This window comes from Methanobrevibacter sp., from assembly GCF_045120835.1.
Taxonomy (GTDB): Archaea; Methanobacteriota; Methanobacteria; order Methanobacteriales; family Methanobacteriaceae; genus Methanocatella.
Genome location: NZ_JBGVFE010000095.1, coordinates 26,751 through 50,829, shown reverse-complemented (window position 1 = coordinate 50,829; position 24,079 = coordinate 26,751). Strand labels below are relative to the sequence as shown.

The following is a 24,079-nucleotide window of genomic DNA, read 5'->3' as shown; positions in this document are numbered from 1 at the left end:
CTAATTAGCAATATAAATATTCTATAATGCATAATCTATTGGGAGAGTAAACATGTTAAACAAAAAATATTTCATGATATTACTATTATTAATTGTGGGAATTTGTGCAATATCATCTGTAAGTGCATTGGACAGTGCTACTGATACAATATCGACTGATAATATGGAAATATTAACAAATCCAAATGAAGAATCATCAGTAACTGTAAATTAAGCTTGTGAAGTTGCAAATAACAATTATAAGTTAAATACACAAGATGAAGTTGGTTGTGGTGATAAACTTGCCGGTTCAGATGATTGTTATGAATTGGCATTTGACCAGTCAGGTGAAAAATTATCTGTTTTATATGCCGAGAGCTATACAATTGACCTTAATGAAGAATATATCATTTCCGCACATAGTGAAGGGCACATTAAATACCATAGAATCCCTTGCCCCGAGGATGTGAGTGCTGATGCATACCATTTTTACATCCGCATCACCGACAGTGCTTCAAATATTCATTACGAAAAAGAAGTTGAGGGTACCAATAGACATGAGGGAGATTTTGTTCACAACCTAGCAAAAGACACTCTTAAACCCGGCACATATACATTATCATTTATCAATTATGATGATGGTAAAATTCTGGATAGTACTATTTTAAAAGCAAGTGGAACTGCATCAATCACCGTTAATAATTATAATGCAAATTACATGTCCAACACTCCTATGAGTGCCAGAATAACTGATAAAGACACTGGATTACCGCTCACTGCTTTAAGTGTTAATGTTGTATTTACAAATGGTAAAACCACCATATCAAAGAATTACAGACCGGATTCCAATGGTCAAATTTCTTTCATCCCATCATTAAGTGTTGGAACTTGGACTGTGAAATTCACTCCTAGTGAATCCCATATTTCCGGGTCTGCAGTTAAAACAGTTACGGTTAAAAAATCAAAAGTCACAGTAAAAGCAAATAAGGCTGTTAGTTCTAAAGGATCCAAAGTTACCTTAAAAGCCACTGTAACCTGCAATGGGAAAAAAGTGAATGAAGGAACAGTTACATTTAAAATTAACGGTAAAGCTTACAAGATTAACGTTAAAAATGGTGTAGCTAGCAAAAAAGTCAAATTGAAAAAAGTTAAAAAGACTGTGTATACTGCAAAATTCAATGGCAATAAGAATTTGCTGGCCTCCGGAAAAGTTAAGGCAAAAGCTATGATTAAAAAAAGTTAATTAAAATACTTTAAACATTAGTTTGGAATACCAATTGATTGTTTCATAACCTAAAATATCTTGATTATTATTCATAGTTTACACTAAATTATTTTAGCCGCATTAACTATTTAGATTATGTTGTGAAATTCATCGATGATGACTAAAATCAGATTAAAAAAAAAAAGAAGTGGAGAATAAAATTAATTATTTTTTATGGTAATGATAGTGCTGTTAAGTCCTAAAACTCTTGCATAATCAATTTTATCCGCAATATTATTTAAGAATTCGATATTATCAAATTTATCCCCATCTCTTTTTATGGTTGGGTTAAATTCAATGCCCTGATCTTTAATTCCAATTAAAATATGTTCTTTTTGGATTTTAATCATTACATCCATACTTCCCACATTTTGATTGGTGTTAACAATGTTTACAAGCATTTCTTCTATTGCTAAAGATACTCTTATTGAGTTTAAATCGGAAATCTTTCTTGATTTAAGGTATTCATGAACTTTTGAAGCCAAATCAGTTATTTCATTTATATTTCCATTTATTGATAAATCAATGACATTTTCCTCATCCTGTTTTTTAAGCAAGAAAAATCCGTAATATTCACCGTTACTTTTTCTTTCAATGTATTTTGAATATGCAAACATGAATAATACTGTTACTATCTCGGCAATTATAAATGCAATCCAAATACCATCAGATTTCATGAATGGAATCAGCAATATTGCAAATCCAACCGGGACAATGAACCCTTCTATTATTGAAATTAAAAATGAATAGCTGTCCCTTTTTATTGATTCTGCATAATAAGTCATTATAAAACATACTACAAGACCTACGAAACTTAAAGAGAATAATCTAATAGCATTAGTTACAATAGGAATGTCAGCAGGATTATTAATACTGAATAAGAACAGTAAAGATTCAGGGTAAATTAAAAATATTGCTATTAGTATGCTGCTTGAAATTATACCATATTTTAAAGCTCGTTTAATAGTGTATTTTACACCTGCATAATCCTCTTCCTGATAATATACTGATACGATTGGAGACATTGTCTGACTTATTCCAATTGCAAACATGTAAATTAAGAATGAAACATTATCACAAACACTGAATGCAACAAGTCCTGCTCCACCCATTACAATTCCAATTAAATAATTTATAATGAATAATTTTAATGTAATGAAAAGTTGTACTGAAGCTGGTGGAAATCCGGAAACAATAATGTCTTTAAAGTATCCTAAAAACCTTGTTAATTTGATTTTTGTAATTGACAATAGTTTAAGTGTACGTTTCTTATTAATGAAATAATATGAGATGAATACTGCTGCAGCAATATCTCCACTAACTGTAGCAAGAGCAGCACCTCCAATGCCCATTCCAAAGAATTTAAGATAAACAAAGTCTAAAATTATATTCAATACATTTGTTATTATAACTGCAACTAATGGGAGTTTAGGCATTCCGTCGGCACGTGCAAAATATGATATGCTCATCATATAACATAAAAATGGAATTCCAATGAGTGTTACTCCAAGATAATTCTTTACAAGTGGAACTACCTGCATATTACCATGTGCAATATTAGAAGAGCATAAAACATTAACAATAGAATCCAGGAATATCCATCCCAATACCGAGATGATAATTCCAATTACAACTAAACTAACTATGGAAACCGTGAAATATGCATTACTTTTTTCCTCATCATATTCTGCCTTTGCAGATGACATTAAAACACTACCACCTAATCCAATAGCCCAATAAATCAAGTTAATAAATGTAACAATAGGAACAACTAATTGAATAGCTGCCAGATTAAAAGATCCGATTAAAAAACTAACAATTAATGAATCTGAAAATAAGCAGATATTATTTGCCATTGTTGTAAGTAATGTGGGCAGTAAAAACTCATTAAATTTACTTTTCAATAAATTAAAATTTCTTTCATACATAATCGTAAATTCTCCATCATATTTAATCAAAGAATGCTAAATCATTTAAATATTCAATAAACTTATAAATATATTCTTGTGAAATTATTGGCCATTTTACTCCCAGCCTATATAATGCCTGAATCGTATATTCATTTTCGGCTTCAATCCATATTTTTTTGAATTTGCCTGATCCAATTGAAGTGAGTAAACCTGATACTCCTTCCTGTCTTTCATCATCATTTAAAACTTCATTTAAATACATTTCATATTCATCTTCTTCAACAGGATCAATTTTCAGACCTAATGGTTTAATAATATCTATTATATCACCAAAACAAATTGTATGATGCTGGTATGGATGGAAAACAACACATTCTTTAGGTGTTTTAGATAATTCAACTATAGATTTAGCAACCACATCAATAGGACTTAATTCATCAGCATCACTTAGCATTGAGTATGGCATTTTACCAATAGTGACAAATGCCTTGAGTTGATTAATAAATCCATTTGAATTAAAGTTAATTTGGAATTCACCATCATCACTTCTGGCCATCAAGTTTCCAACCCTCATGATTTTAACTGTTAAATCATCTTCAACAGCAGCTTCCAGAACTGCTCTTTCTGCTAAAAACTTACTGCTAATATACTGATTGTCAATTGATTGGCCTATGAATAAATCTTTTTCATTAAATAAGTAATCTTCAGGAGGGAAGTTATTTATACTTTCACCAGCAACACTGTAAGTTGAAACCTGAACATATTTGGCATTTTTTATTTTTGCGAATTTTAAACCGTTAATAACTCCGCCCAAGTTAATGTCTTCAATATCAGTTCCTGAAGAGAAATGTTTAACATTTGCTGCACAATTGAATATGGTATCAATATCATAAGGGATTAATTTTTCAAAATCGGCATAATTTGTTATATCCCCATCAATCACATGCAATCTTTCAGCAAATAACTCCTCGTAATTGATTGAGAAATAATAATATAATAGAGATTTCAATCTTTCTTCAGATGATAAATTGGTTCTGGATCTAATCAAACAATAAATATCACCATCAGTATTATCCAATAATTCTTTTAGAATGTGAATACCTAAAAATCCGGTAGCTCCTGTTAAAAGTATATTTCCCAAATCATTTTCAAGTTCACCATTAATAAGATTATCCAAGGTGTTTTTATCCAATAGTTTATTAATTTCAGTATAATCATAATTGAATTCTTCACTAAGTGAAACATCTAAATTTTCATCAGTTAATATGAATTCGGCAAGTTTTCGTGGAGTTGGATTGTCAAATACATCACCATAACTAATGCTGAAATCCCTATTTAATGCTGCAATAGTGATTTTAGTTACAAGTAGTGAAGTTCCACCAATTTCAAAGAAATTATCCGTAACTCCCACTTGGTCAAGAGATAATATTTCTGCAAATGTATCTGCAAAGAATGCTTCAACATCATTTTCAGGAGCAACATATTCTGTGATTAAAACCGGTTCAGGCAAATTCCTTAAATCAGTTTTACCGTTTAATGTTTGAGGAAGCTCATCCAATTCCATATAAACTGTAGGAACCATATAATATGTTAATTTATCATTTAAATGTTCTTTTAAAGCATCAATATCAATAGAATAATTATCCTCATCTGATTTATATTCATCATAAACAGTGAAATATGCGCATAAATGGTCATTTCCCTTAATCTTTTTAACAACCACAGCCAGTGATTTAATGCCTTCAAATTCTTTAATGGCAGATTCAATTTCACCTATTTCAATTCTCAAACCTCTGAGTTTGATTTGATCATCCAATCTTCCAAGGATTTCAACTTCCCCATTATCATCCCATTTAGCTAAATCACCGGTACGATAGAATCTAATTCCATTAATAGTTTTAAAGGATTTAGCATTGTTTTCCGGACGATTATAATAAGATCTTGAAACACCTTTACCTGCAACGTACAATTCCCCTAAAACATGTGGAGGGAGTGGATTAGCATCCATATCCATAATTTCTTCATAAACATTAAACATTGGCCCTCCAACAGAAACAACATTAGGCTGGTCAATTAATTTATCATTACAAGCAATTGTTATCTCAGTTGGACCGTAACTGTTGAATATTTTACCATCTGAGACTTTGGAAAGAATATCATATAAGTGTTTTGGGAATCCTTCTCCACCCACAACGAATATTTTAAAATCAGCAATAAGATCTTTTAATACATCAATTTCAAGGTATTGCAATAATCTTGAAGGAGTGCCGTCAAATACATTAGCCCCAGTATTTTTGATTAAATCGATTAATGATAATGAATCTTTAAACTGATCATCATTAGCGAAAACAACAGGAACTCCATTTAACATAGGAAGCATAGTTTCATCAAGGAATGTGTCAAATGCTACTGTAACCATACCTAGAATCTTGTAGTTTTCTTTTTCCGCATTAGTTACCAGTTCATAACAGTAAGAATTGTCAGGATTAGGAGTTATGAAATTGGCAAAATTCCTATGTTCAATCATTACGCCTTTAGGAAGACCAGTCGAACCGGAAGTATAAATCATATATGCAAGATTATTAGAGGCAATTTCAACATTTGGATTGGTAGTGTTTTCTTCTTCAAGCAATTCGTCAACATGCACCAATTTATCCGAATAGGATGATAAATCCAATCCTTTAATATCAACAATATCATCATAAATGATATATTTGGATTCGCTGTCTGTTAAAACATGTTCAATACGATTTGCAGGATAATCCGAATCAATAGGTATGAAACATGCCCCGGATTTTAAAATACCCAATATTGAAGTGAAAACATTACTCTCACGCTTTAAAATAAACATGATTTTATCTTCAATTCCAACTCCTTTTCTAATTAAAGCATTAGCAATACGATTAGCATTTTCATTTAAATCATTGAAGGTGAAATCACCATCAGATGCGGTTAAAATTACTTTTTCACCATTCAGATTTACCTGTTTTTCGAAAATCTTATGAATCAATGGTTCTTCGATTTCTACAAATTCCAACTCATCAACATACGGAACTTCCCTTTCAATAATTGAAACATCTTTTAAGAATATATTTTCCAATTCTTGTGATGTGAATTTGATTAATTTATTTAAAACAATATTAATACTGTCTATGAATGTTTTAATTAATTTCGGAGTGTATAATGCATCATTATATTCGCAGGTTACCTGATATGTATCTTCGATTTCTGTTACATCAAGATTCAATTTGAATTTCAAATCATCATATTCCAAACTTTCACGTTCAATCATTTTTCCATTGATTTCAATGTCTTCAATAATTTTACCGTCAAATGCATAGATGAATTCAGGAACGATACCGTACTTATCTACAATATTAGTTAATGGATAGGATGAATATGATAAAGTATTTACCCATTCCTTGTTAATGTATTCGAAATATTCTTTGAAATTTAAATCAGCATTTAATTTTAAGGATAATGGTAATGTTTTAACCATCATTGCCAATGTATTCTGTTCATCAGGAGTGAATCTTCCATTAGTAATTGTTGCAAATAATAGATTTTTATTATTAACAAATTTGGATAAAACAAAACTGGAAATTGATAAAAACAGATTATTTGGAGTGACTGATATTTCTTTACAGAAATTATCCACTTCATCTTTATCAATTCTGACAAATTCTTCAGCTGCTTCACCATCTTCCTCAGATCCATTTAAATCCGGAGAAATTAAGCTGCCCTCATCATGTTCTTTAATCTTGTTTAAGAAAAACATTTCCGCTTCTTTATAATGACTGGATTCTTGGATTTTAACTTCTTTTTGTGAATAATCAAATCCATTTAAAGGTTCCAATTCATTTTCATCAAATTCTAAATCCGGATTGTCATAACTTGATGCGATTTGGCTAAACAAGATATTTAATGAAGTTCCATCAAGGATAATGTGATGGAAATCAGAAAGCAATGCAGTATTTTCTTTATCTTTAATAATTTTAAATCTGAATAGTGGACCTTCACTTAAATCGAATGGTTTGATGAAATCTTCTTTGAATTTATCATCAATTCCATCATCCACTTCAATAATTTCAATTAAATCATCAATGATTAAATCATCACGTCTTTCCTGATATACAACACCATCATTCATTATTATTCTTGTTTTTAAGTATGGATGAGAATTAATAACATTTATAATAGCTGATTTAAGCCTATTTTCATCAATTCCACTTCCTAATTCAATATATTTAGGAAGATTATAAGTCACTTTTTCAAGATCTTTTACACAATCAAAGTATACTCCAAGTTGATTTGGAGTTAACTTATAATATTGTGGTTTTTCTTCACTGACTTCATCTTCCACATCACTTAAACCTTCATTAAGTTCAATGTTTTCAGCAATTCCTCTGATTGTTGGCTGTTGAAGAATAATAGTGACATTAATCTCTTTATCAAGTTTATTGTAGATTTCAGTACTTAATCTCATTATTGTTAATGATGTGAAACCTAACTCGTAAAGATTGTCTGTAACACCAAAATCATTAAAACCTGCAATTTCCGCACAAATCTCAAAAATACTTTCTTCAAGTTCATTTTCAGCACTGACAAGTTCTGTACTTATTTTTGGATCAGGCAAGTTCTTAATATCAATTTTACCATTCGGTGTTTTAGGCATTGAATCCAATTGAGTGAATGAAGTAGGAATCATGTATCTTATTAATTTAGTTAAAAGATACTCTTTTAACTCCCCAACATCAATATTTCTATTACCCGTGTAATATGCACATAGATTATCCTGATTATTTATCTGTTTTACAGTTACTGCTACACTTTCAATACCGGAATATTTTGAAATTACTGATTCGATTTCACCCGGTTCGATTCTTTGACCTCTGAGTTTAATTTGATTGTCTTTTCTTCCAATTATAACCAGTTCATCATTGGAATTCTTATAAGCCAGATCTCCGGTCTTATAAAATCTTAGATTATTAATTATTATGAATTCTGATTCATTCAAATCATCCCTATTCAAATAACCTGGAGAAGTCTGGACACCTGCAGTGCAGATTTCACCAATGATATTATTAGGTAATGGATTTCCATCAATATCAATTATTAAATCAATGTTATTTGGAATAGGAGTTCCTTCAGTTATTTCATCATTACTGATTAATTTCTGATGTGTTGCAATAGTGTTTTCCGAAGAACCATATGAATTGAATATTTTCGCGTCACTGCAATCAACAATATCACTGTAAACTGATGGAATGAACTTCTCCCCACCTATTGTTATGACTTTAAACTGATTAAGCAAATCTTTAAATTCAGTGACTTTCATATATTCCTGAATCCTGGATGGAGTTAATGATAAACCATCAACATGGGATTTTTTAATTAATCTAATGAGTTTGGATAAGTTTTTAGACTCTTCATCACCTGCTAAAGTTACTTTTGTTCCATTAATGATTGTTGCAAGAACTTCTCTTAAAAACGCAATGAATGTTGTTGTAGTTAATGATAACATATTGGAAACATCATTTTGTATAGCATGTATTGCAATATTATCCTTCCTAGGATTTATATAATTGATTAAACCTTTATGAGTGATTTTAACCCCTTTTGGTTTACCGGTAGATCCTGAAGTGTAAACTATACATACTATATCATCAGATTTAATGTTAACATTTAAATTAGCATCATTCTCATTGTCCAACAATTCATCAATATTTGATTGAATGATTAATTTGGCATTAGTGTCCTGTCGGATAAATTCTGTTTGGTCTTCAGGTTGTTCTGTCGATACGATTGTAAAAGAAGCGCCTGTTTTAATTACTGCATATATTGTAGCTATTAATTTAGCTGATCTTTCAAGTTTCAATATAATATGGTCACCTGAAGATATTCCCAAATCAATTAAGCTATTGGCGATTTTGTTTACTTCACTATTCAATTGATTATATGAGAATTCCTCATCATTATCAACAAGAGCAATATCTTCACCAAATTTCCCAACTGCCTCTTCAAACAGTTCACTTAGATTTGAACTGATTTTAATATCCTCAAATGATTTATGAATTTCACTTAATTCATCTTCTTTTGCACTAGGCAATAATGATATTGTGCCGATTGATTTATTAAAGTCTTCTTGTAATTTTTTAACCATCAATTCAATATTTTTTGCCAAATCAACAATTAAATCATAAGAGTAAAGTGAATCATTATATCTTAAAAATAATTGATAGTTATCCTTATCCTCTTCAATATATACACTTAAATTGAATTTAGGCAAATCTAGTGAAACCTCTTTGATGTTTAAAGTGTTGATTTTACCTTCATCATTGATTATCTCCTCTTCTTCATCAACACCTACCTGATATGCATAGTAAATATTAGGATTGATATTATGTTTTTCAAATAATTTGGTATATGGATAATTTTCATGATTAATTGTTTCGGTCAAAGTATCTTGAACAGAATCAAAATATTCACTAACATTTTGAGTCGTATCAATCCTATGAATAAATGGTAATGTTTTTACAACCATAGCTAAGGTATTTTCATAATTTGGATTTAATCTTCCACTTGATATGGTTGCAATCAACATGTCTTTTGTATAAGTATATTTGCTTAATGTTAAAAGAGTTGCAGACAAGAACAAATTATTTGGAGTAATATTATAATCCTTACAATACTTATCAACTGATTTTTTACTCATTGGAATATAATATTCGCCCAATTTTGCATTTTCTATTGGTTTAGTGATATTTGGACTAATATCTGTACTGATATCAATTTCATTTATTTTAGAATTGAAGAATTCTTCAGATTCCTTATAGGAATCCAAACTTTCTTGCCTGTAATCTTCAAGAATATACTCAAAACCAGTGTATTCCTCTTTTAATAAATCATTGCCCTGATATTCGTTAATTAAATTTTCAATGAATATGTTCAATGAAATTCCGTCGAAAATGATGTGATGAATATCTAAAAGCAAGGTAGTTTGATTATTATAATTGTATATTTCAGCACGATAAAGTGGTGAATCAATCAGATTAAACGGTCTTATAAAATTATTCTGAAGTTTTTCACTGCACTGCTTATTAACAATATTTACTGAAACTTCAGCATCATCCTGACGTTTAATGTAGACATCACCATCTTTTTGAGTGATAATGCTTTTTAAATAACTATGATGATTAAATACCTTTATTAAAGATTTCTTTAATTTATCAGGATTAAGGTCTTTACCCATTTCAATAACAAAAGCCATATTATAAATTAATTTATCCGGGTTTTTGACAGATTCAATGTAAACGTTCAACTGATTATGACTTAAGGGATAATATTCCTGTTTTTCATAATTAATTTTTTCAGCTTCATTAGCACTATTAAGCAAATCTTCCAAATCACAGATATTTTCTGCATCCATTAATGTTTTAAAAGTAAGTACAATGTTAAATTGAGAATATATTTCATGAGAAAGTTTCATTACAGATAATGATGAAAAACCCAAACTGAATAAATTATCAGTGACTCCAAAGTCTTTGAAATCTAAAATATCACTGCACATATCATATAATTTTCTTTGAACATCATTTTCAGGCATTACATTTTCAGTTGACAGAATTGGTTCGGGCAAATTCCTAATATCCGTTTTACCATTTGCTGTTTGAGGAATTTCATCCAATTCCATATAAACTGTAGGAACCATATAATAAGTTAATTTTTCATTTAAATGTTGTTTTAAAGCATTTAAATCAATAGATTCACCATATGTAGTATAATATGCACATAAATGGTCATTTTCTTTAATTTTTTTAACAACCACAGCTAGAGATTTTATACCATCAAATTCCTTAATTGCTGATTCAATTTCACCTATTTCTATTCTCAAACCCCTGAGTTTGATTTGATCATCCAATCTTCCAATGATCTGAACTTCACCATTTTCATCCCATTTGGCCAAATCTCCAGTACGGTAAAACTTAATTCCATTAATATACATGAAAGCTTCAGCATTATTCTCAGGACGATTATGATATTCACGTGAAACACCTTTACCTGCAACGTACAATTCCCCTAAAACATTAGGCGGTAATGGGTTGGAATCCATATCCATTATCTCTTCATAAACATTGAATATTGGCCCTCCAACGGAAACAACATTCGGATGGACAATTAATTTATCATTGGAAACAATAGTTATCTCAGTCGGACCGTAACTGTTATATATTTTACCATCTGAAACTTTTGAAAGTATGTCATACAAGTGTTTCGGAAATCCTTCCCCTCCAACAACAAATATCTTAAAATCACAAATTAATTCCCTTAACCCCCCAATTTCCAAGTATTGGAGTAATCTTGAAGGAGTACCGTCAAATACATTAGCTCCAGTATCTTTAATTAAATCAATTAAAGCTAATGGGTCTTTGAATTGATTATCATCAGCGAAAACAACTGGAACATTATTTAATATTGGGAGTATTGCTTCTTCTAAAAAGGTATCGAATGCCACTGTAACCATTGCCAGAACCTTATAGTTTTCCTTTTCTGCATTAGTAACCAATTCATAGCAATAAGAACTGGCAGGATTTGGAGTTACAAAGTTGGAAAAATTACCATGTTCAATCATTACTCCTTTAGGAAGACCAGTAGACCCTGAAGTATAAATCATATATGCAAGATTATCTGCATAAACATCAACATCCGGATTGCTTGTATTCTCCTCTTTAAGCAATTCCTCAACATTCAATAATTTATCAGAGTATGAAGATAAATCCAAACCTTTAATATCAACAATATCATCATAGATGATGAATTTGGATTCACTGTCTGTTAAAACATGCTCAATACGTTCTTCAGGATAATCAGAATCAATTGGAATAAAACAGGCTCCTGCTTTTAAAACACCAAAGATAGTGGCAAAAACGTTACTATCACGTTTTAAGATAAACATGATACGATCTTCGACACTAACGCCCTTATTAATTAATGCATTAGCAATACGATTTGATTTATCATTCAAATCATCATAAGTAAAATCACCATCAGCAGAGGTTAAAATAACCTCATCACCATGCAAATCAACTTGTTTTTCAAAAATTCTATGAACTACAGATTCTTCAATATCAACAAAATCCAAATCATGAAGATTAGGAACATCTCTATTAAGTATGGAAATATCACTTAATAATACAGCTTCAAATTCTTCTTCAGTTAATTTGGTTATTTTATTTATAACTATGGAAATTCCATTTAAAAAAGTATTAATTAACTCTGGTGAGTATAATTGATCATTAAACTTACATATTATTTCAAAAGCATTATTATCTTCAAGTATGGTCAAAACAATATTATATTTTTCTTCTACATATTTATTTTGACAATTAAACTGATATAAAAATTTAGGGTTAAATCCGAATTCATCAACTGTTTTGGTTAATGCATCATTATAAATTAAAGAATTCAACCATACGTCATTAATCTGGATTAAAAATGATTTAACATCTAAATCAGTATCTAAATTTAAGATAACTGGCAAGTCCTCAAAGGAATTATCTTCAATAACACCACTATTTGAAAAAATTAGATTTTTGTTATAAACAAATTTTGATAAAACAAAACTTGAAACGGCAAAAAACAAATTGCGTGAATCAATATTTAAATCATTGCAAAATTTGACTATTTTTCCATTGTCAATGAATGATGAAATTCTGTGAATAGACCCTTTAAATTCATCTCCATTTAAATCAGGAGTGATAATGCTTTCTTCCTCAATTTCCAAAATTTGATTTTTAAAAAATGTTTTTGCATTCGAAACATCTTTAAAAATTAATTTTTCAGTAATTATTTTTGTTGATAAATCATTTAAGTTCATTTCGAAAAACATCCAAAAGTTTCATTAAATAATATATAAATTTAATAATATTTAATTATTCCATAAAAACGTTAAATATTATGTTAGTCAATAATTAACGGTAAGTTTCCAATCACATTTGCTCGTTTTGAAATTGAAACTGTATCTTCTAGGCGTACCCCGAATTCATTTTCCAAAACGGTCTTTAGCTATGTGTTCAAAATATCCAATTTCTCTAAATCCGCATTTCTTATGAAATTCTATGCTTGCCAAATTAATTGAAAAAATAGCAGCATAAAAACTCCAAATTCATTATCCCCAGCACCATCAATAAGATGCATCATCAAATCATTCCAACAAAATCAAAAGTCAAAATCTATGTTAATTTCAAACAAATTCTCAGTTTGCGCTAGTGTATTCACCAGTCTTTCATCCAAATCCACATTATTGTCGTTGTAATCAATTTCTCCGAATTCCTCACGAACTTGAAAAGCCAACTGATCTTTATCCAAACTAAATTCTGCATCGCTGCCCCCACTATTTCCTCGAGCATCAATCCTAACCCATTTATCTCTATTGAAAACCGTGTTTAAAGCATGGATAATGTGGCCTTGACTGTCATCTTCTGCTATTGTCAGAAGCTGATAGCTGATTCCTGATGGAATTCCATTTGCCCTTAGAAGCGCTGCAAGGAGACATGATTTTACCCAACATATTCCAGTCTTATTCATCAATGTCTCACTGGCTGTTTTTGAAACTATATTTACACCAATATCCCATGAATGGGGGATTTCATCTCTAACAAATAAATAGCATCTTTTGATATAATCCTCATCATCATCTGATTGACTGATTAATTCGCCAACCTTTTCTTGAATATGAGGATTCATGTAATCTATACTTGGTGTTTCAATTAAGTACTCATCCATAAACATCACCTAACCTATTGAAATATATTACAACTTATAATATATATTCAATCTCCCTTATAATAATCATAAAGATTAACACAGATGATTCCAATTTTACAAAGTGAAAAATTAATTTTGATTAATTGTGTAAACCTTAAGACAGACAGTTTTATTTTCAAGACTTATGTCCTTCCATGATTGGCCGTCATCGCTTACAAAGCTCATTCCAGGAATGTAATGCTGTCTTGAAAATGCCTGATAAGGAACTGCATTATTCTTAAAGACAACCTTAAACTTATCTCCTGTTTTAATCGGAACATATTTGTCCAGAACGATTGTCTTGAATCCCGCAAACTCGCTGGTTCCGTTTTGGGAATGTGCCAATTTGCCGTTGACATAAACATCAAATGAATATTCGATGCCCGAATCGTTGAAGTAGGTTCCCACAGCTCCGATTGACTCGTTGTATTTGGATGTGAATTCATTTGAATAATAAGTGAAGTTACCGTCAAAGCCTGCCAAACCTGTCAGGTCAGTCTGATAGTTCACATGATAATCCTCTGTATTTTCAAAAATATATGCAACTGCGGCCGCCTGAGGCACAATAGCATAATAATCATTAGCTAAAAAGGATTTATCATAATAGGACAGATAATCATATCCCTTGTCCCCCACTTCAGAACCTTCAGAATCCTTAATAATCCAACCTCCAGGCTTTGAAGGAGACTTATTATCATCCATGTCTTTAAAATCCTTGGCAGGAATGGAATCATTCCAACCGATTAGTGAAACAAAGTGTGTAGGCTGCTCGGCAGTATCCTGGTAATTATATTTAAAATCCCCAACTGCAAACTGAATGGTTACCGCACCATATTCCATTATTGCATGCTTGATTGAATTTACAGTGTCATTTTCTTCAGGGAAAATTATCTTTGCGTCCTGAAGATGGATTCTGTTATTTGTATGAGACACTTCGGAAATCATTCCACGTTCATCATACGGATCATCTTGAGCCATTACAGGACCGTTCCAACTTAATGCATAGCCCAATCCACTGTAAGCAAATCCTGTAACATTGTTTCTAGTATCTCCAATAGGATTATACCTTAACTGAATGTCCTGAATGTTGTTTTCAGATAGGTTGTATAGAACACCTGTGGATTTGAGAAGTGAGCATTCCAATGCACCTGCTGTGGCAAAAGCCCAACAGGCAAGATTATCTCCCTGAAATTTAAGTGGGCTAGCCCATCCGAAATCACGTGAATCGTATGTGGATGGCAGTTTATCAATATTTGCAGTATTATTTTTTAAATTAAGTTTTATCGCCTTATTTTCAACTGAAACGATATAATCAGTGTTATTCAATGATAACAAATCAGTTGAACTTACATTTTTTATTTCAGAATCCCTGATGAAGTTTCCATAGATTACGCCCCCATTGTCAAATGTTGAATTGATGAAATGATTTTCAGCGTCATTGGCATAAATCACATTGCCATTGGAAATGTTATTGAAAAGCTGGCCAATAAAATTACCTCCATTTGCATAGACAACCTTATTGCCCGATAGATTTGAATTGTTTACAGTGAACGTTCCATTATCGAGATAAATTGCACTTGCATTCGATTTAGCCGCATTATTTGATAATGTGGAATTGGTGACGTTCAAATTGGTCCATGATGTGTATATTGCACCACCAGTGGATTTTGCAGCATTATCAGCAAATCTTGAATTTTCAATATTCAAAGCGCCTCCAAGATTCACGATTGCTCCGCCGAACTTGGAGGAACATTCATTGAAGCTGCAGTTGACGACATTCAATCTTTGAGGAATGTTTTTAGACCCCGAATCCAAATCCATATATATTGCCCCACCATTGCTTGATGATGAAACTTTAGAAAATATGCAGTTTTCAATCAGCATGGCATCTGAGGAAACCGGCTTGTCATCTATATCTCTAGGAAAATACTTTCCAACAATAGCTCCTCCGGTTATTGAAGCATATGAATTTGAGAAATTTGAATTTTTGATTGAGAGGTAATCTCCCTTGAAATTAAGCGCTCCTCCATAATCAGAATGGCAATCCCTGAAACTGCAATTGTCAATTTTCAAAGATCCTCTATCCTGAACAATGGCGGAATAAGCATCACCACTTCCTAAAAAGATGGAATTCTTAACGGTCACGTTCGAACTCATTATGGATACGGCAGATGAATTTGAATTTGATTTAAAAGTGCAATTGTTTAAAATGACATTATCAGATTCAAAAATGCTTACAAGCCCTTCTATCTCGCTTCCATTAGAATCATCCATAATGACAATGTCATTCAATACGAGTTCACAGCTTTCGCTGTATATGACCAGCCCTTCAATATTTGTGAGAGTTAGATTATTGATAACGATCTTTCCATGTTTTCCAGAATTGTCAATGGAAATTCCTGAAAGATTGTTGGAACCGTCAATCTTATGCCCATTACCATTAATTGTCAAATTTCCTCCGCCCATAACCTGTCCGGAATCATTGCCCTGAAATTTATAATCCTTAGTCATGTTGAATGTGCCCTTAGCATTTACAAGGTCAGCATAAAAATCATTAATAGAATTATCGCCATTGACATCAGATTGGCCATTTGATGCTAAAACAATTCCAGAACCAATCAGAATGCACAAAATTACTATAATGGAGAATAACTTAAATTTCAACTTCATAAGTGGACCGCCGATTTAATTTTTTCCTGTTGTCAGTTTTTATTTTAGTTCACATTCGTAAAAAAAAAAACAACATACTAATAATATTTTGATTGAAAGACTATTTAAATTTAAAAAAAATAATAAAAAAAGTTAGGAGAATGTAATTCTACTATTTAACTGTTATTTTTACCTTTTTGCTAACTGCTTGTAGTATGCATTGCATTTAAACTTGATTGTAGCTTTGAATTTGCCTTTTTTGGACAGTTTCTTGATTTTAAAGACTGCCTTACCTTTGGCATTTGTTTTTGCCTTGTAGGTTTTGCCATTAACTTTCAAGGTAACTTTGACTTTCTTAATATCCTGATTACCTGATTTTAAAGATATGGTGTATTTTTTAACTTTTTTAGCTTTTTAAAGGCTTTATTTTTGGCAGTTATCTTTGATGCTGATTTATTTACCACCACTTTGGCAGTTGCATTTGAGTTTACATAGGTTCAATCACCATTGAATATAGGTTATGGTTATGTTATAGTGTCCGATTGGCAAGGAATATTCATTTACCACTTTACCGTTGTTGATTGGAAGATATATTATATCACCCTCCAATTCAAAAGCAATGAGACCTGTTGCGGTTTCATTAACATCAGCCTTTGGAAATCATATTGTTTGTTTCTGCAGGATTGAATTTGTCATCACCTAAGTAGGTAACAGTAACATTATAATCACCAGACTCTAAAAATGTTTTGTAATAAGCAAAGCCTCCATCCACTTTAACATATGTTTTAGTGCCGTTGATGTCTATCAAAGCAAATCCATTGGTTTCAACATCATGAAAAATACTTCAAAAAAGGTTATATGTAAAAACAATAATAATAATTACCATGACAGAAAATGATAAAGAAATTTCGGATTATATGACTTTTCCAAAAACTTTCGAAAAGTACAGATGGTACAAACCTATACTTGTTTTCGTATTGGGTGTCATACTGCTTTTTATACTTGACATAATAGTTACAGTTGCCTGTACTGGAGCATTTGGATGGGATTCAATAACCGCTGTTCTGAATGGAGGATATGAAGTCCTTAATACTGAAGTTGGGGAAATCGTTACTGATTTGGGAGTTATTATCATGATTCCTGCCCTGTATCTTGCCACAAAGATTGTCAGAGACAGACCATTTTCATCATATGCCTCTTCACGTGGAGGATGGAATTCTAGACTATATCTTAAAGCTTTTATACTTCCATTCATACTATACATTATTTTTGGATTGGTATCCCTTCTTTTTGAAAAACCGGAAGGCACAATGCACTTTTCAATACTGTTCCTTATTATAACTTTAATTTTAGTGCCGCTACAATGTATTGCTGAGGAATACGTATTCCGTGGTTTGATTATGCAAACCTTCGGATCATGGTTTAACATACCGATTTTAGCAATAATTCTTCAAGCAATAGTTTTTGCAGTTGGCCACAGTTATGATATTATGGGAATCATTGGAATATTTGTATCAGGCCTTGTTTATGGATTCCTTACATGGAAAACCAATGGTATAGAAGTAAGTTCCGCATTGCATACCGCAAATAACCTTAGTATCTCATTATTCGTTATGTTTGGAATTACAACAACATCTTCAACAACAGAACTACCTGATTTCATAATTTCTATTGCTTTTAGTGTATTCTTACTAATTGTAACCTATTATGTTGGTAAGAAAACTAATTGGTACGGTGAAATTGAAGAAAACACTCAGGATGCATGATTATTCAAAAATCTGAATAATCAATTTTTTTCTTTTTTTAATCTTGAACTTGGGATTGGCAGGCAAATGGATAATATCAATGAGACATTCCCTCTTTAATAAGCGAATAAATGGCCCCAATACCCATGAACTGAGTTACCCACATTAAAAATAGAGTGAATATTGAAAAGGCGTAGGTTAAAAACCAATACGGAAATGAGATATATTGAAAATAACCCAAGATTACTATCGCCAAAATAATGAAAGTACAATGAACGATATATTTTTTCCATCCTATAACCTCAATGAGTTCTATTAACAATTTTAAATTAAAAGCATCTAACAAACGTTTATCGTCTGCTATCAATGCCAATGCCAATTCATAGAAAATGGAAAACAGATAGAATATAATCGAACCCGTAAAAATGAAAATTAAGGTATCTACGGGATTATGGGAATATATCATATGCAATGTATTTGGCAAGTCCAATAACAAGTCGGACAAGTCAAATTCTGGAAAATCCAATGGAAAACAAACTAAGTCCAATATATAGCTCTGAACAAGATAATAAACCAAAGTTACGATAGTAGCTTTGGTTCCAAGGAATAACACTTTTTTTATATTAATTGCAGGCAATTTTTTACCATGATTTATTCTATCATTGGTAATCTGCATTCCATAACCCATAATTAAAATTAAAGTTAAAACTAGAACAATCGTCGATGAATTGGAATCAAGCTGTGGAGCAATGGCATCCTGAATATAAGAGATGACAAATAAAAACAGCAGTAACAATAAAAAGAATTTCTTATTGTACATGCAATATTTCCACGCATCTTTAAGCATAAATAATGGCATGATTATTCCCAGACCTATTTAATTTGATTACCATCATCCTCTTACTAGACCCATCATTGAAAAAAAAGAAATAAGGTTATAAAAAGAAAATAAATGTAGATGATTAATCATCTACTTTTTTTATTTTTTACGTACAATTGGAACAAGAATCGCCACAAATACCGCAATTACTAAAACAATTAATGGAAAACCAGTGTTTTTAGTATCAGCAACTGTAGTATTATTTGCAGGATCTTTTTTATCAGAATCTGCAACTTTTGTTATAGTTGTAGTGGTTACAGTTGTTTTGGTTCTTTTTTTATCTGAATCGCCCTTGTCCTTATTGTCCTCTTTAGAATTATCATCGACAGGATCAGTGGAATTTGTTGAATTTGTAGAGTTAGTGGAATTTGTTGAATTTGTTGAATTTCCAGTACCATTTGACAATAAGAGTGAATCATCGCTTTGATTCAATTTTAAAGCATCATCGTCACTTTGATTCAATTCCAAAGTTGTGTCCTCATCTTCACTGGTTTTTAAGGTTGTATCCTCATCTTGAGAAAGTTTATCATCCTTTGAAGATTCTTTTAATGACGCATCATCGTCATCTGCACCCAAAACCTCACTTTCAATTTGAGAATTTGAAATCACAAATCCATGTTTAGCATTTCCGCTCACGGAAGTTGAATATCCGGAAATAGGTGACACCTCTACACTATAATCCCCATCACCATCTACATCAAAAGTAGTTTTCCAAGAATCAGCTTCACTTAACTTAGCAGAATCAACAACTTTACCGTCTTCTAGAAGGTCAACAGTTATTGTTGTTGGCCTATCGCCACCATGATCATGCCAAACTACACTTACAGATATTGAATCCAAATCTCCTGCAGATATTACTCCAATAGAGGTAATGACGAAAATTGCAACGATTAAGATTCCCAATAATTTTTTATACATTTAATCACCTCTTTTAAATTTCAGAATATAGCAAACCGGTTGCTCTACCAGTGACAAAGGTTGCATAAACTCCAAAAATACCTAATATGATTCCTCCAATAGTTGAATTAACATTTGAAATCAAACCTGCAATAAAGAATAAAACAAATACGATAACAGCAATTAAAACCATTAAGAGTATTACTTTTACAAATCCTATTTCCCCAATGTCGGAAATTGCTCCACCAACAGACAATGCATGCATCATGTCTCCGGTTTTTGCCAATCTACATTCTCCCATCATCAATGCAAATCCAAATACAAGACCTACAATAAAATTAATTACAATTGATATCCAGTGCTGTAAAAAAATTGCCAATAAAGAAGAGATAATAACTGGAATTAGCAAATAAACAAAATTTACAACAAAAAGTTTGAATCCATTGATGAATTGTCTCATAAAATCGATTTCAGGAGCATCATCACTTCTTTCGATACCCAATTTGATTATATCCAATTGATAACCTAAAACAACAAAACCGATTAAAAGTATTACAATAAATCCCAATACTCCCGCACCGATTGTTGCTAGAACATTTTGAGCTGCAAAACTTACGGCCAGAACTCCGACAGCCGCTCCAAAAACAACGCCAAAAATAATTCCTAAAATAACATATATAATTAATGCTTTGATATTTTGCAGAGGATAATATAAAGCATCAGTTAATATTTCAATTATTTCCATTTTTTTCACCTAAATTTTAATGAAAACTCAATAAAGGAGCTTTAATTCTATTTATATCCATAATATTATTTAAAACTTAAACTATTTATTTTAAAATAAATATAATACAATACACAGAACAAAATTGGAGAAAAACTAATGGGCAAAACTAGGATAGAATGGATTGATTTGGTTCGTGCGATAGCAATATTGACAGTTTTATATATTCACGCAACAGATGGCATTTACATCATATCATCCGATGCTACAATGCATTTTACGCTATTTTCAAGACTGTTTAATTTCGCATCACTTTTCATCGGACGTATTGGGGTTCCATTTTTTTTAATGATAACAGGTTACCTTTTACTTGATAGAAGTTATGATGATGAGCGCGTTCGTAATTTCTGGACCCATAACTGTAAGAACTTGATAATCATCACCATAATATGGAGCGTATTCTATGCAATCAGTTTGCAATTTGTTACAGTTGGAAGCGGCCAAGTAAACTTTGGAGAAGCAGGAAACCTATTCTTTAGCCACATGTGGTATATGCCAATGATTATAGGAATGTATCTTTCACTTCCTTTTGTTTCAGATGCACTCAAACACTTTGATGCAAAAACTATTTGGCATGCAGTAGTCCTATTCTCACTTCTAGCATTCATACTTCCGTTCGTTACCACAGTATTGGCAATGAACAGCATTGAAAATGTCAATATCCAATATTGTCTTGGATTCAGTGGCGGAGTCTACGGAATATACATGATTTTGGGTTACCTTGTTAAAAAAGAATTCTTCAAAAAAATTGGAAGCATCAAGCTATGGTTGATTGCCATAATATCCTTTGCCGTCTGCGTTCTATTCGAATACTACGCATTCAGCATAAATTATAATTTTATGTTATGGTATGATTTCCCATTCGTTTTAACAGGATCATTTGCATTATTCGAATTATGTTCCCGAGTTAAACGTGTTAGAGGATTCAAAATTATTACAGTACTCTCAAAATATTCCTTTGCAGTATTTTTAATACACAACCTATTCAGACTGCCTTTACTTCCTGTCGTTGTCAAGTTACCATTTACAGAACCGGTAAAAGCTTTGATTCTTTGGGTTTTATTGATATTCTTCAGCTATATTGCTGCGGCAATAATCTACAGAATCCCAAAAGTCGGAAAATACGTATTATATATGAGATAGTTTAATTAATTATCTCTTTTTCTATTTCTTTAAATGCTTTTCTAGCTTCGGGCATGGGAAACATCGGATAGACATGGAACAATCCCTCTGCCTCAATGAATCTTACATTGACATCCTCATCTTTAAGTTTGCTGACATATTTTTTGATGTCTTTATAAAATATTTCATTAGTGCCGGCAAAAATCAGGACATCAGCCAAACCGGAATTATCCCCATAAAGAGGACTGACACGATAATCCCTGACATCAATTTCCCCTGCCCAGGATTTTCCTATTCTTCTAAGTCCCACTTCACCCAGCATTGGGTCAGATTCATCATCATAAGGAAAACCGCTCATTGAAACATCAACCCATGGTGAAAATACAATTATATGATCAGGCTGAGGCAAGTCAATAGTTTTTAAATACTGCGCAAACGATAAAACAAAACCCCCACCTGCAGAATCCCCCATCAATGTCAGATTATCCTTATCAACTAGTGGTTTATACAAGTCAGTGACAATGTCGAATGTCTCATCTGCAGTATGATTTGGGGCAAGCGGATAAACCGGTGCAAGCACCCTTGCATTCAGTTTTCGTGCAAGCTTTCGACAGTAGAAGAGATGCTGGTAATTTATTTCATTTACATAAGCTCCGCCATGTATGAACAGAATTGTCTTATCTGCATTTTCATCCCCAAAGGCAAAGACCTGTGTTTGATTGATAGTGATAGTTTTGAAAATGCCTTCTGGAACCTTTTGAGGTTTTCTTGATTGAACAGCTAAAAAATCATCCGCCTTGTCCTGTGAACACATATAGTCGTTTTTAAGAAGCCTCAAAATACCCTCTTCTATTCTTGCAATAAATGATTTTTTATTCGGCATTAATAAAATATTTAAAAGTCTATAAATTTAAATATTTTGAAAAACATTTTACCATCGAAAGAAGTGGATATCTGGCAGCACATGAAATTTTTCACATTTACTACAAAATATTCAACGGCAGATTGCCGATAACATTGCCTCTTTTTGAAATTTCCACAGTATCTTCCAGACGTACTCCGAATTCACCTTCCAGATAAATTCCAGGCTCCACGGTTATTACCATGCCCTTTTCAATTACTGTCTCATCACGCAGTGAAAATCCTGGAGTTTCATGAATATCCAAACCTAAACTATGTCCTGTCGAGTGGATAAACTTATCCCCATATCCATAACCTTCAATAATGTCTCGTGCAACCTTATCGATTTCACAACATTTAATGCCTGGTCTGATTGCCTTGATAGCCTTGTCATGTGCCTCGGCAACAATATCCCAAATTTCCTGCTGACGTTCACTGTAAACAACGGTACGAGTATTGTCAGAACAGTATCCCTGATAAATAGCTCCCCAATCAATCAAAACCGGCTGCTGCAATACCTTATCCTGAGGAATTGCATGAGGAAGTGATGATTCAGCTCCTGTAGCCACAATCGTATCAAATGACTCCTTGGATGCTCCGTTTTCAATCATTGCCCTGACCAAATCAAAGGCAACTTCCTTTTCGGTATTTTTATTGTTTAGAATATCCAATTGCAAAAATGATTTTTGGGCAATTTCAGTAGCTTCAGCAATCTTTTCGATTTCATCTGGAGTCTTAATCATTCTTTGCTTGTCAATATATGTTTTAGAGTCAATTTCAAAATCATCCCTGAACCTAGCATATGTGCTGAAAGGCAATGTCGGCTCAATTGCAAGGCGTTTAATGCCTTCCTTTTTCAGCTCGCCAATCATTGATTCGAATGAATCATGCTCCCTGACCTCAATTGAAGAATCACGACTGGCCAGTTCCATATCCATTCCGGAAGCGTAGATTATGGGATTTTCCTTAATGATACAGAAAGCAAAGCTTGTTGGCTTATAACCTGAAATATACTCGACATTTGTGAATTTGGTTAACAGATAAGCTTGAAAATCATCCTTTTTTAAATCATTTAAAATATTAGTTATATGCAAGTCCATAATTAATATTAGAAAAAACTTTATATATAAAACTAGATATTTT

The 24,079-nt window shown here is 31.9% G+C and carries 15 protein-coding genes; 4 read left to right on the top strand and 11 right to left on the bottom strand.

Features of this window, described 5'->3' with window-relative positions:
* Nucleotides 1–52: 52 nt before the first annotated feature.
* Nucleotides 53–214 carry a hypothetical protein gene (locus tag ACJMLO_RS08605; protein ID WP_405295871.1) on the top strand — a complete coding sequence of 54 codons (162 nt, stop codon included), beginning with the start codon at nt 53–55 and terminating at the stop codon, nt 212–214.
* Between the two features lie 93 nt (nt 215–307).
* Nucleotides 308–1,222 carry a hypothetical protein gene (locus ACJMLO_RS08600; protein WP_405295870.1) on the top strand — a complete coding sequence of 305 codons (915 nt, stop codon included), beginning with the start codon at nt 308–310 and terminating at the stop codon, nt 1,220–1,222.
* 182 nt (nt 1,223–1,404) lie between these two features.
* Here ACJMLO_RS08600 and ACJMLO_RS08595 read toward each other — a convergent pair whose 3' ends face one another.
* From ACJMLO_RS08595 to ACJMLO_RS08570, 6 genes are all read right to left on the bottom strand, one after another.
* Nucleotides 1,405–3,147 (bottom strand): MATE family efflux transporter, encoded by a 1,743-nt coding sequence (locus ACJMLO_RS08595; RefSeq protein WP_405295868.1) that lies wholly within the window; start codon nt 3,145–3,147, stop codon nt 1,405–1,407.
* A 46-nt stretch (nt 3,148–3,193) separates the two neighbouring features.
* Nucleotides 3,194–13,030 (bottom strand): D-alanine--poly(phosphoribitol) ligase subunit DltA, encoded by a 9,837-nt coding sequence (gene dltA / locus ACJMLO_RS08590; RefSeq protein ID WP_405295866.1) that lies wholly within the window; start codon nt 13,028–13,030, stop codon nt 3,194–3,196.
* 341 nt (nt 13,031–13,371) lie between these two features.
* Nucleotides 13,372–13,938, bottom strand: coding sequence for a transglutaminase family protein (locus tag ACJMLO_RS08585; protein WP_405295864.1), 567 nt, complete (start codon nt 13,936–13,938; stop codon nt 13,372–13,374).
* 111 nt (nt 13,939–14,049) lie between these two features.
* On the bottom strand, nt 14,050–16,629 hold the full coding sequence (locus ACJMLO_RS08580; RefSeq protein WP_405295862.1) for a lectin like domain-containing protein: 2,580 nt from the start codon (nt 16,627–16,629) through the stop codon (nt 14,050–14,052).
* Nucleotides 16,630–16,797: 168 nt separating this feature from the next.
* Complete coding sequence (locus ACJMLO_RS08575; protein ID WP_405295860.1) at nt 16,798–16,947, bottom strand: hypothetical protein; 150 nt, start codon at nt 16,945–16,947, stop codon at nt 16,798–16,800.
* 307 nt (nt 16,948–17,254) lie between these two features.
* Nucleotides 17,255–17,416 (bottom strand): hypothetical protein, encoded by a 162-nt coding sequence (locus ACJMLO_RS08570; protein WP_405295858.1) that lies wholly within the window; start codon nt 17,414–17,416, stop codon nt 17,255–17,257.
* 76 nt (nt 17,417–17,492) lie between these two features.
* On the opposite strand from ACJMLO_RS08570, the gene ACJMLO_RS08565 reads away from it, so the two are divergent.
* Complete coding sequence (locus ACJMLO_RS08565; protein ID WP_405295856.1) at nt 17,493–18,374, top strand: CPBP family intramembrane glutamic endopeptidase; 882 nt, start codon at nt 17,493–17,495, stop codon at nt 18,372–18,374.
* 76 nt (nt 18,375–18,450) lie between these two features.
* Here the strand turns inward: ACJMLO_RS08565 and ACJMLO_RS08560 are convergent, their stop codons facing one another.
* From ACJMLO_RS08560 to ACJMLO_RS08550, 3 genes are all read right to left on the bottom strand, one after another.
* Nucleotides 18,451–19,212: a DUF4013 domain-containing protein gene (locus ACJMLO_RS08560; protein WP_405295854.1), complete on the bottom strand. Its 762-nt coding sequence runs from the start codon at nt 19,210–19,212 to the stop codon at nt 18,451–18,453.
* Nucleotides 19,213–19,332: 120 nt separating this feature from the next.
* Complete coding sequence (locus tag ACJMLO_RS08555; protein ID WP_405295852.1) at nt 19,333–20,151, bottom strand: Cna B-type domain-containing protein; 819 nt, start codon at nt 20,149–20,151, stop codon at nt 19,333–19,335.
* 13 nt (nt 20,152–20,164) lie between these two features.
* Nucleotides 20,165–20,875 carry a DUF4013 domain-containing protein gene (locus ACJMLO_RS08550; RefSeq protein WP_405295850.1) on the bottom strand — a complete coding sequence of 237 codons (711 nt, stop codon included), beginning with the start codon at nt 20,873–20,875 and terminating at the stop codon, nt 20,165–20,167.
* A 138-nt stretch (nt 20,876–21,013) separates the two neighbouring features.
* On the opposite strand from ACJMLO_RS08550, the gene ACJMLO_RS08545 reads away from it, so the two are divergent.
* Entirely contained in the window at nt 21,014–22,057 is a 1,044-nt protein-coding gene (locus ACJMLO_RS08545) for an acyltransferase (protein WP_405295848.1), read from the top strand.
* Nucleotide 22,058: 1 nt separating this feature from the next.
* On the opposite strand, the gene ACJMLO_RS08540 is transcribed toward ACJMLO_RS08545, so the two are convergent.
* Nucleotides 22,059–22,919: an alpha/beta hydrolase fold domain-containing protein gene (locus ACJMLO_RS08540; protein ID WP_405295846.1), complete on the bottom strand. Its 861-nt coding sequence runs from the start codon at nt 22,917–22,919 to the stop codon at nt 22,059–22,061.
* 100 nt (nt 22,920–23,019) lie between these two features.
* Nucleotides 23,020–24,036, bottom strand: a complete 1,017-nt coding sequence (locus ACJMLO_RS08535) for an aminopeptidase P family protein (RefSeq protein WP_405295844.1) — start codon at nt 24,034–24,036, stop codon at nt 23,020–23,022.
* Nucleotides 24,037–24,079: the final 43 nt, after the last annotated feature.

Excerpts from the sequence above, each read along its gene's own strand:
- ACJMLO_RS08605 (WP_405295871.1), top strand. The coding sequence starts at position 53 with ATGTTAAACAAAAAATATTTCATGATATTACTATTATTAATTGTGGGA.
- dltA (WP_405295866.1), bottom strand. The coding sequence starts at position 13,030 with ATGAACTTAAATGATTTATCAACAAAAATAATTACTGAAAAATTAATT.
- ACJMLO_RS08585 (WP_405295864.1), bottom strand. The coding sequence starts at position 13,938 with ATGGATGAGTACTTAATTGAAACACCAAGTATAGATTACATGAATCCT.
- ACJMLO_RS08580 (WP_405295862.1), bottom strand. The coding sequence starts at position 16,629 with ATGAAGTTGAAATTTAAGTTATTCTCCATTATAGTAATTTTGTGCATT.
- ACJMLO_RS08565 (WP_405295856.1), top strand. The coding sequence starts at position 17,493 with ATGACAGAAAATGATAAAGAAATTTCGGATTATATGACTTTTCCAAAA.
- ACJMLO_RS08560 (WP_405295854.1), bottom strand. The coding sequence starts at position 19,212 with ATGCCATTATTTATGCTTAAAGATGCGTGGAAATATTGCATGTACAAT.
- ACJMLO_RS08555 (WP_405295852.1), bottom strand. The coding sequence starts at position 20,151 with ATGTATAAAAAATTATTGGGAATCTTAATCGTTGCAATTTTCGTCATT.
- ACJMLO_RS08550 (WP_405295850.1), bottom strand. The coding sequence starts at position 20,875 with ATGGAAATAATTGAAATATTAACTGATGCTTTATATTATCCTCTGCAA.
- ACJMLO_RS08545 (WP_405295848.1), top strand. The coding sequence starts at position 21,014 with ATGGGCAAAACTAGGATAGAATGGATTGATTTGGTTCGTGCGATAGCA.
- ACJMLO_RS08540 (WP_405295846.1), bottom strand. The coding sequence starts at position 22,919 with ATGCCGAATAAAAAATCATTTATTGCAAGAATAGAAGAGGGTATTTTG.
- ACJMLO_RS08535 (WP_405295844.1), bottom strand. The coding sequence starts at position 24,036 with ATGGACTTGCATATAACTAATATTTTAAATGATTTAAAAAAGGATGAT.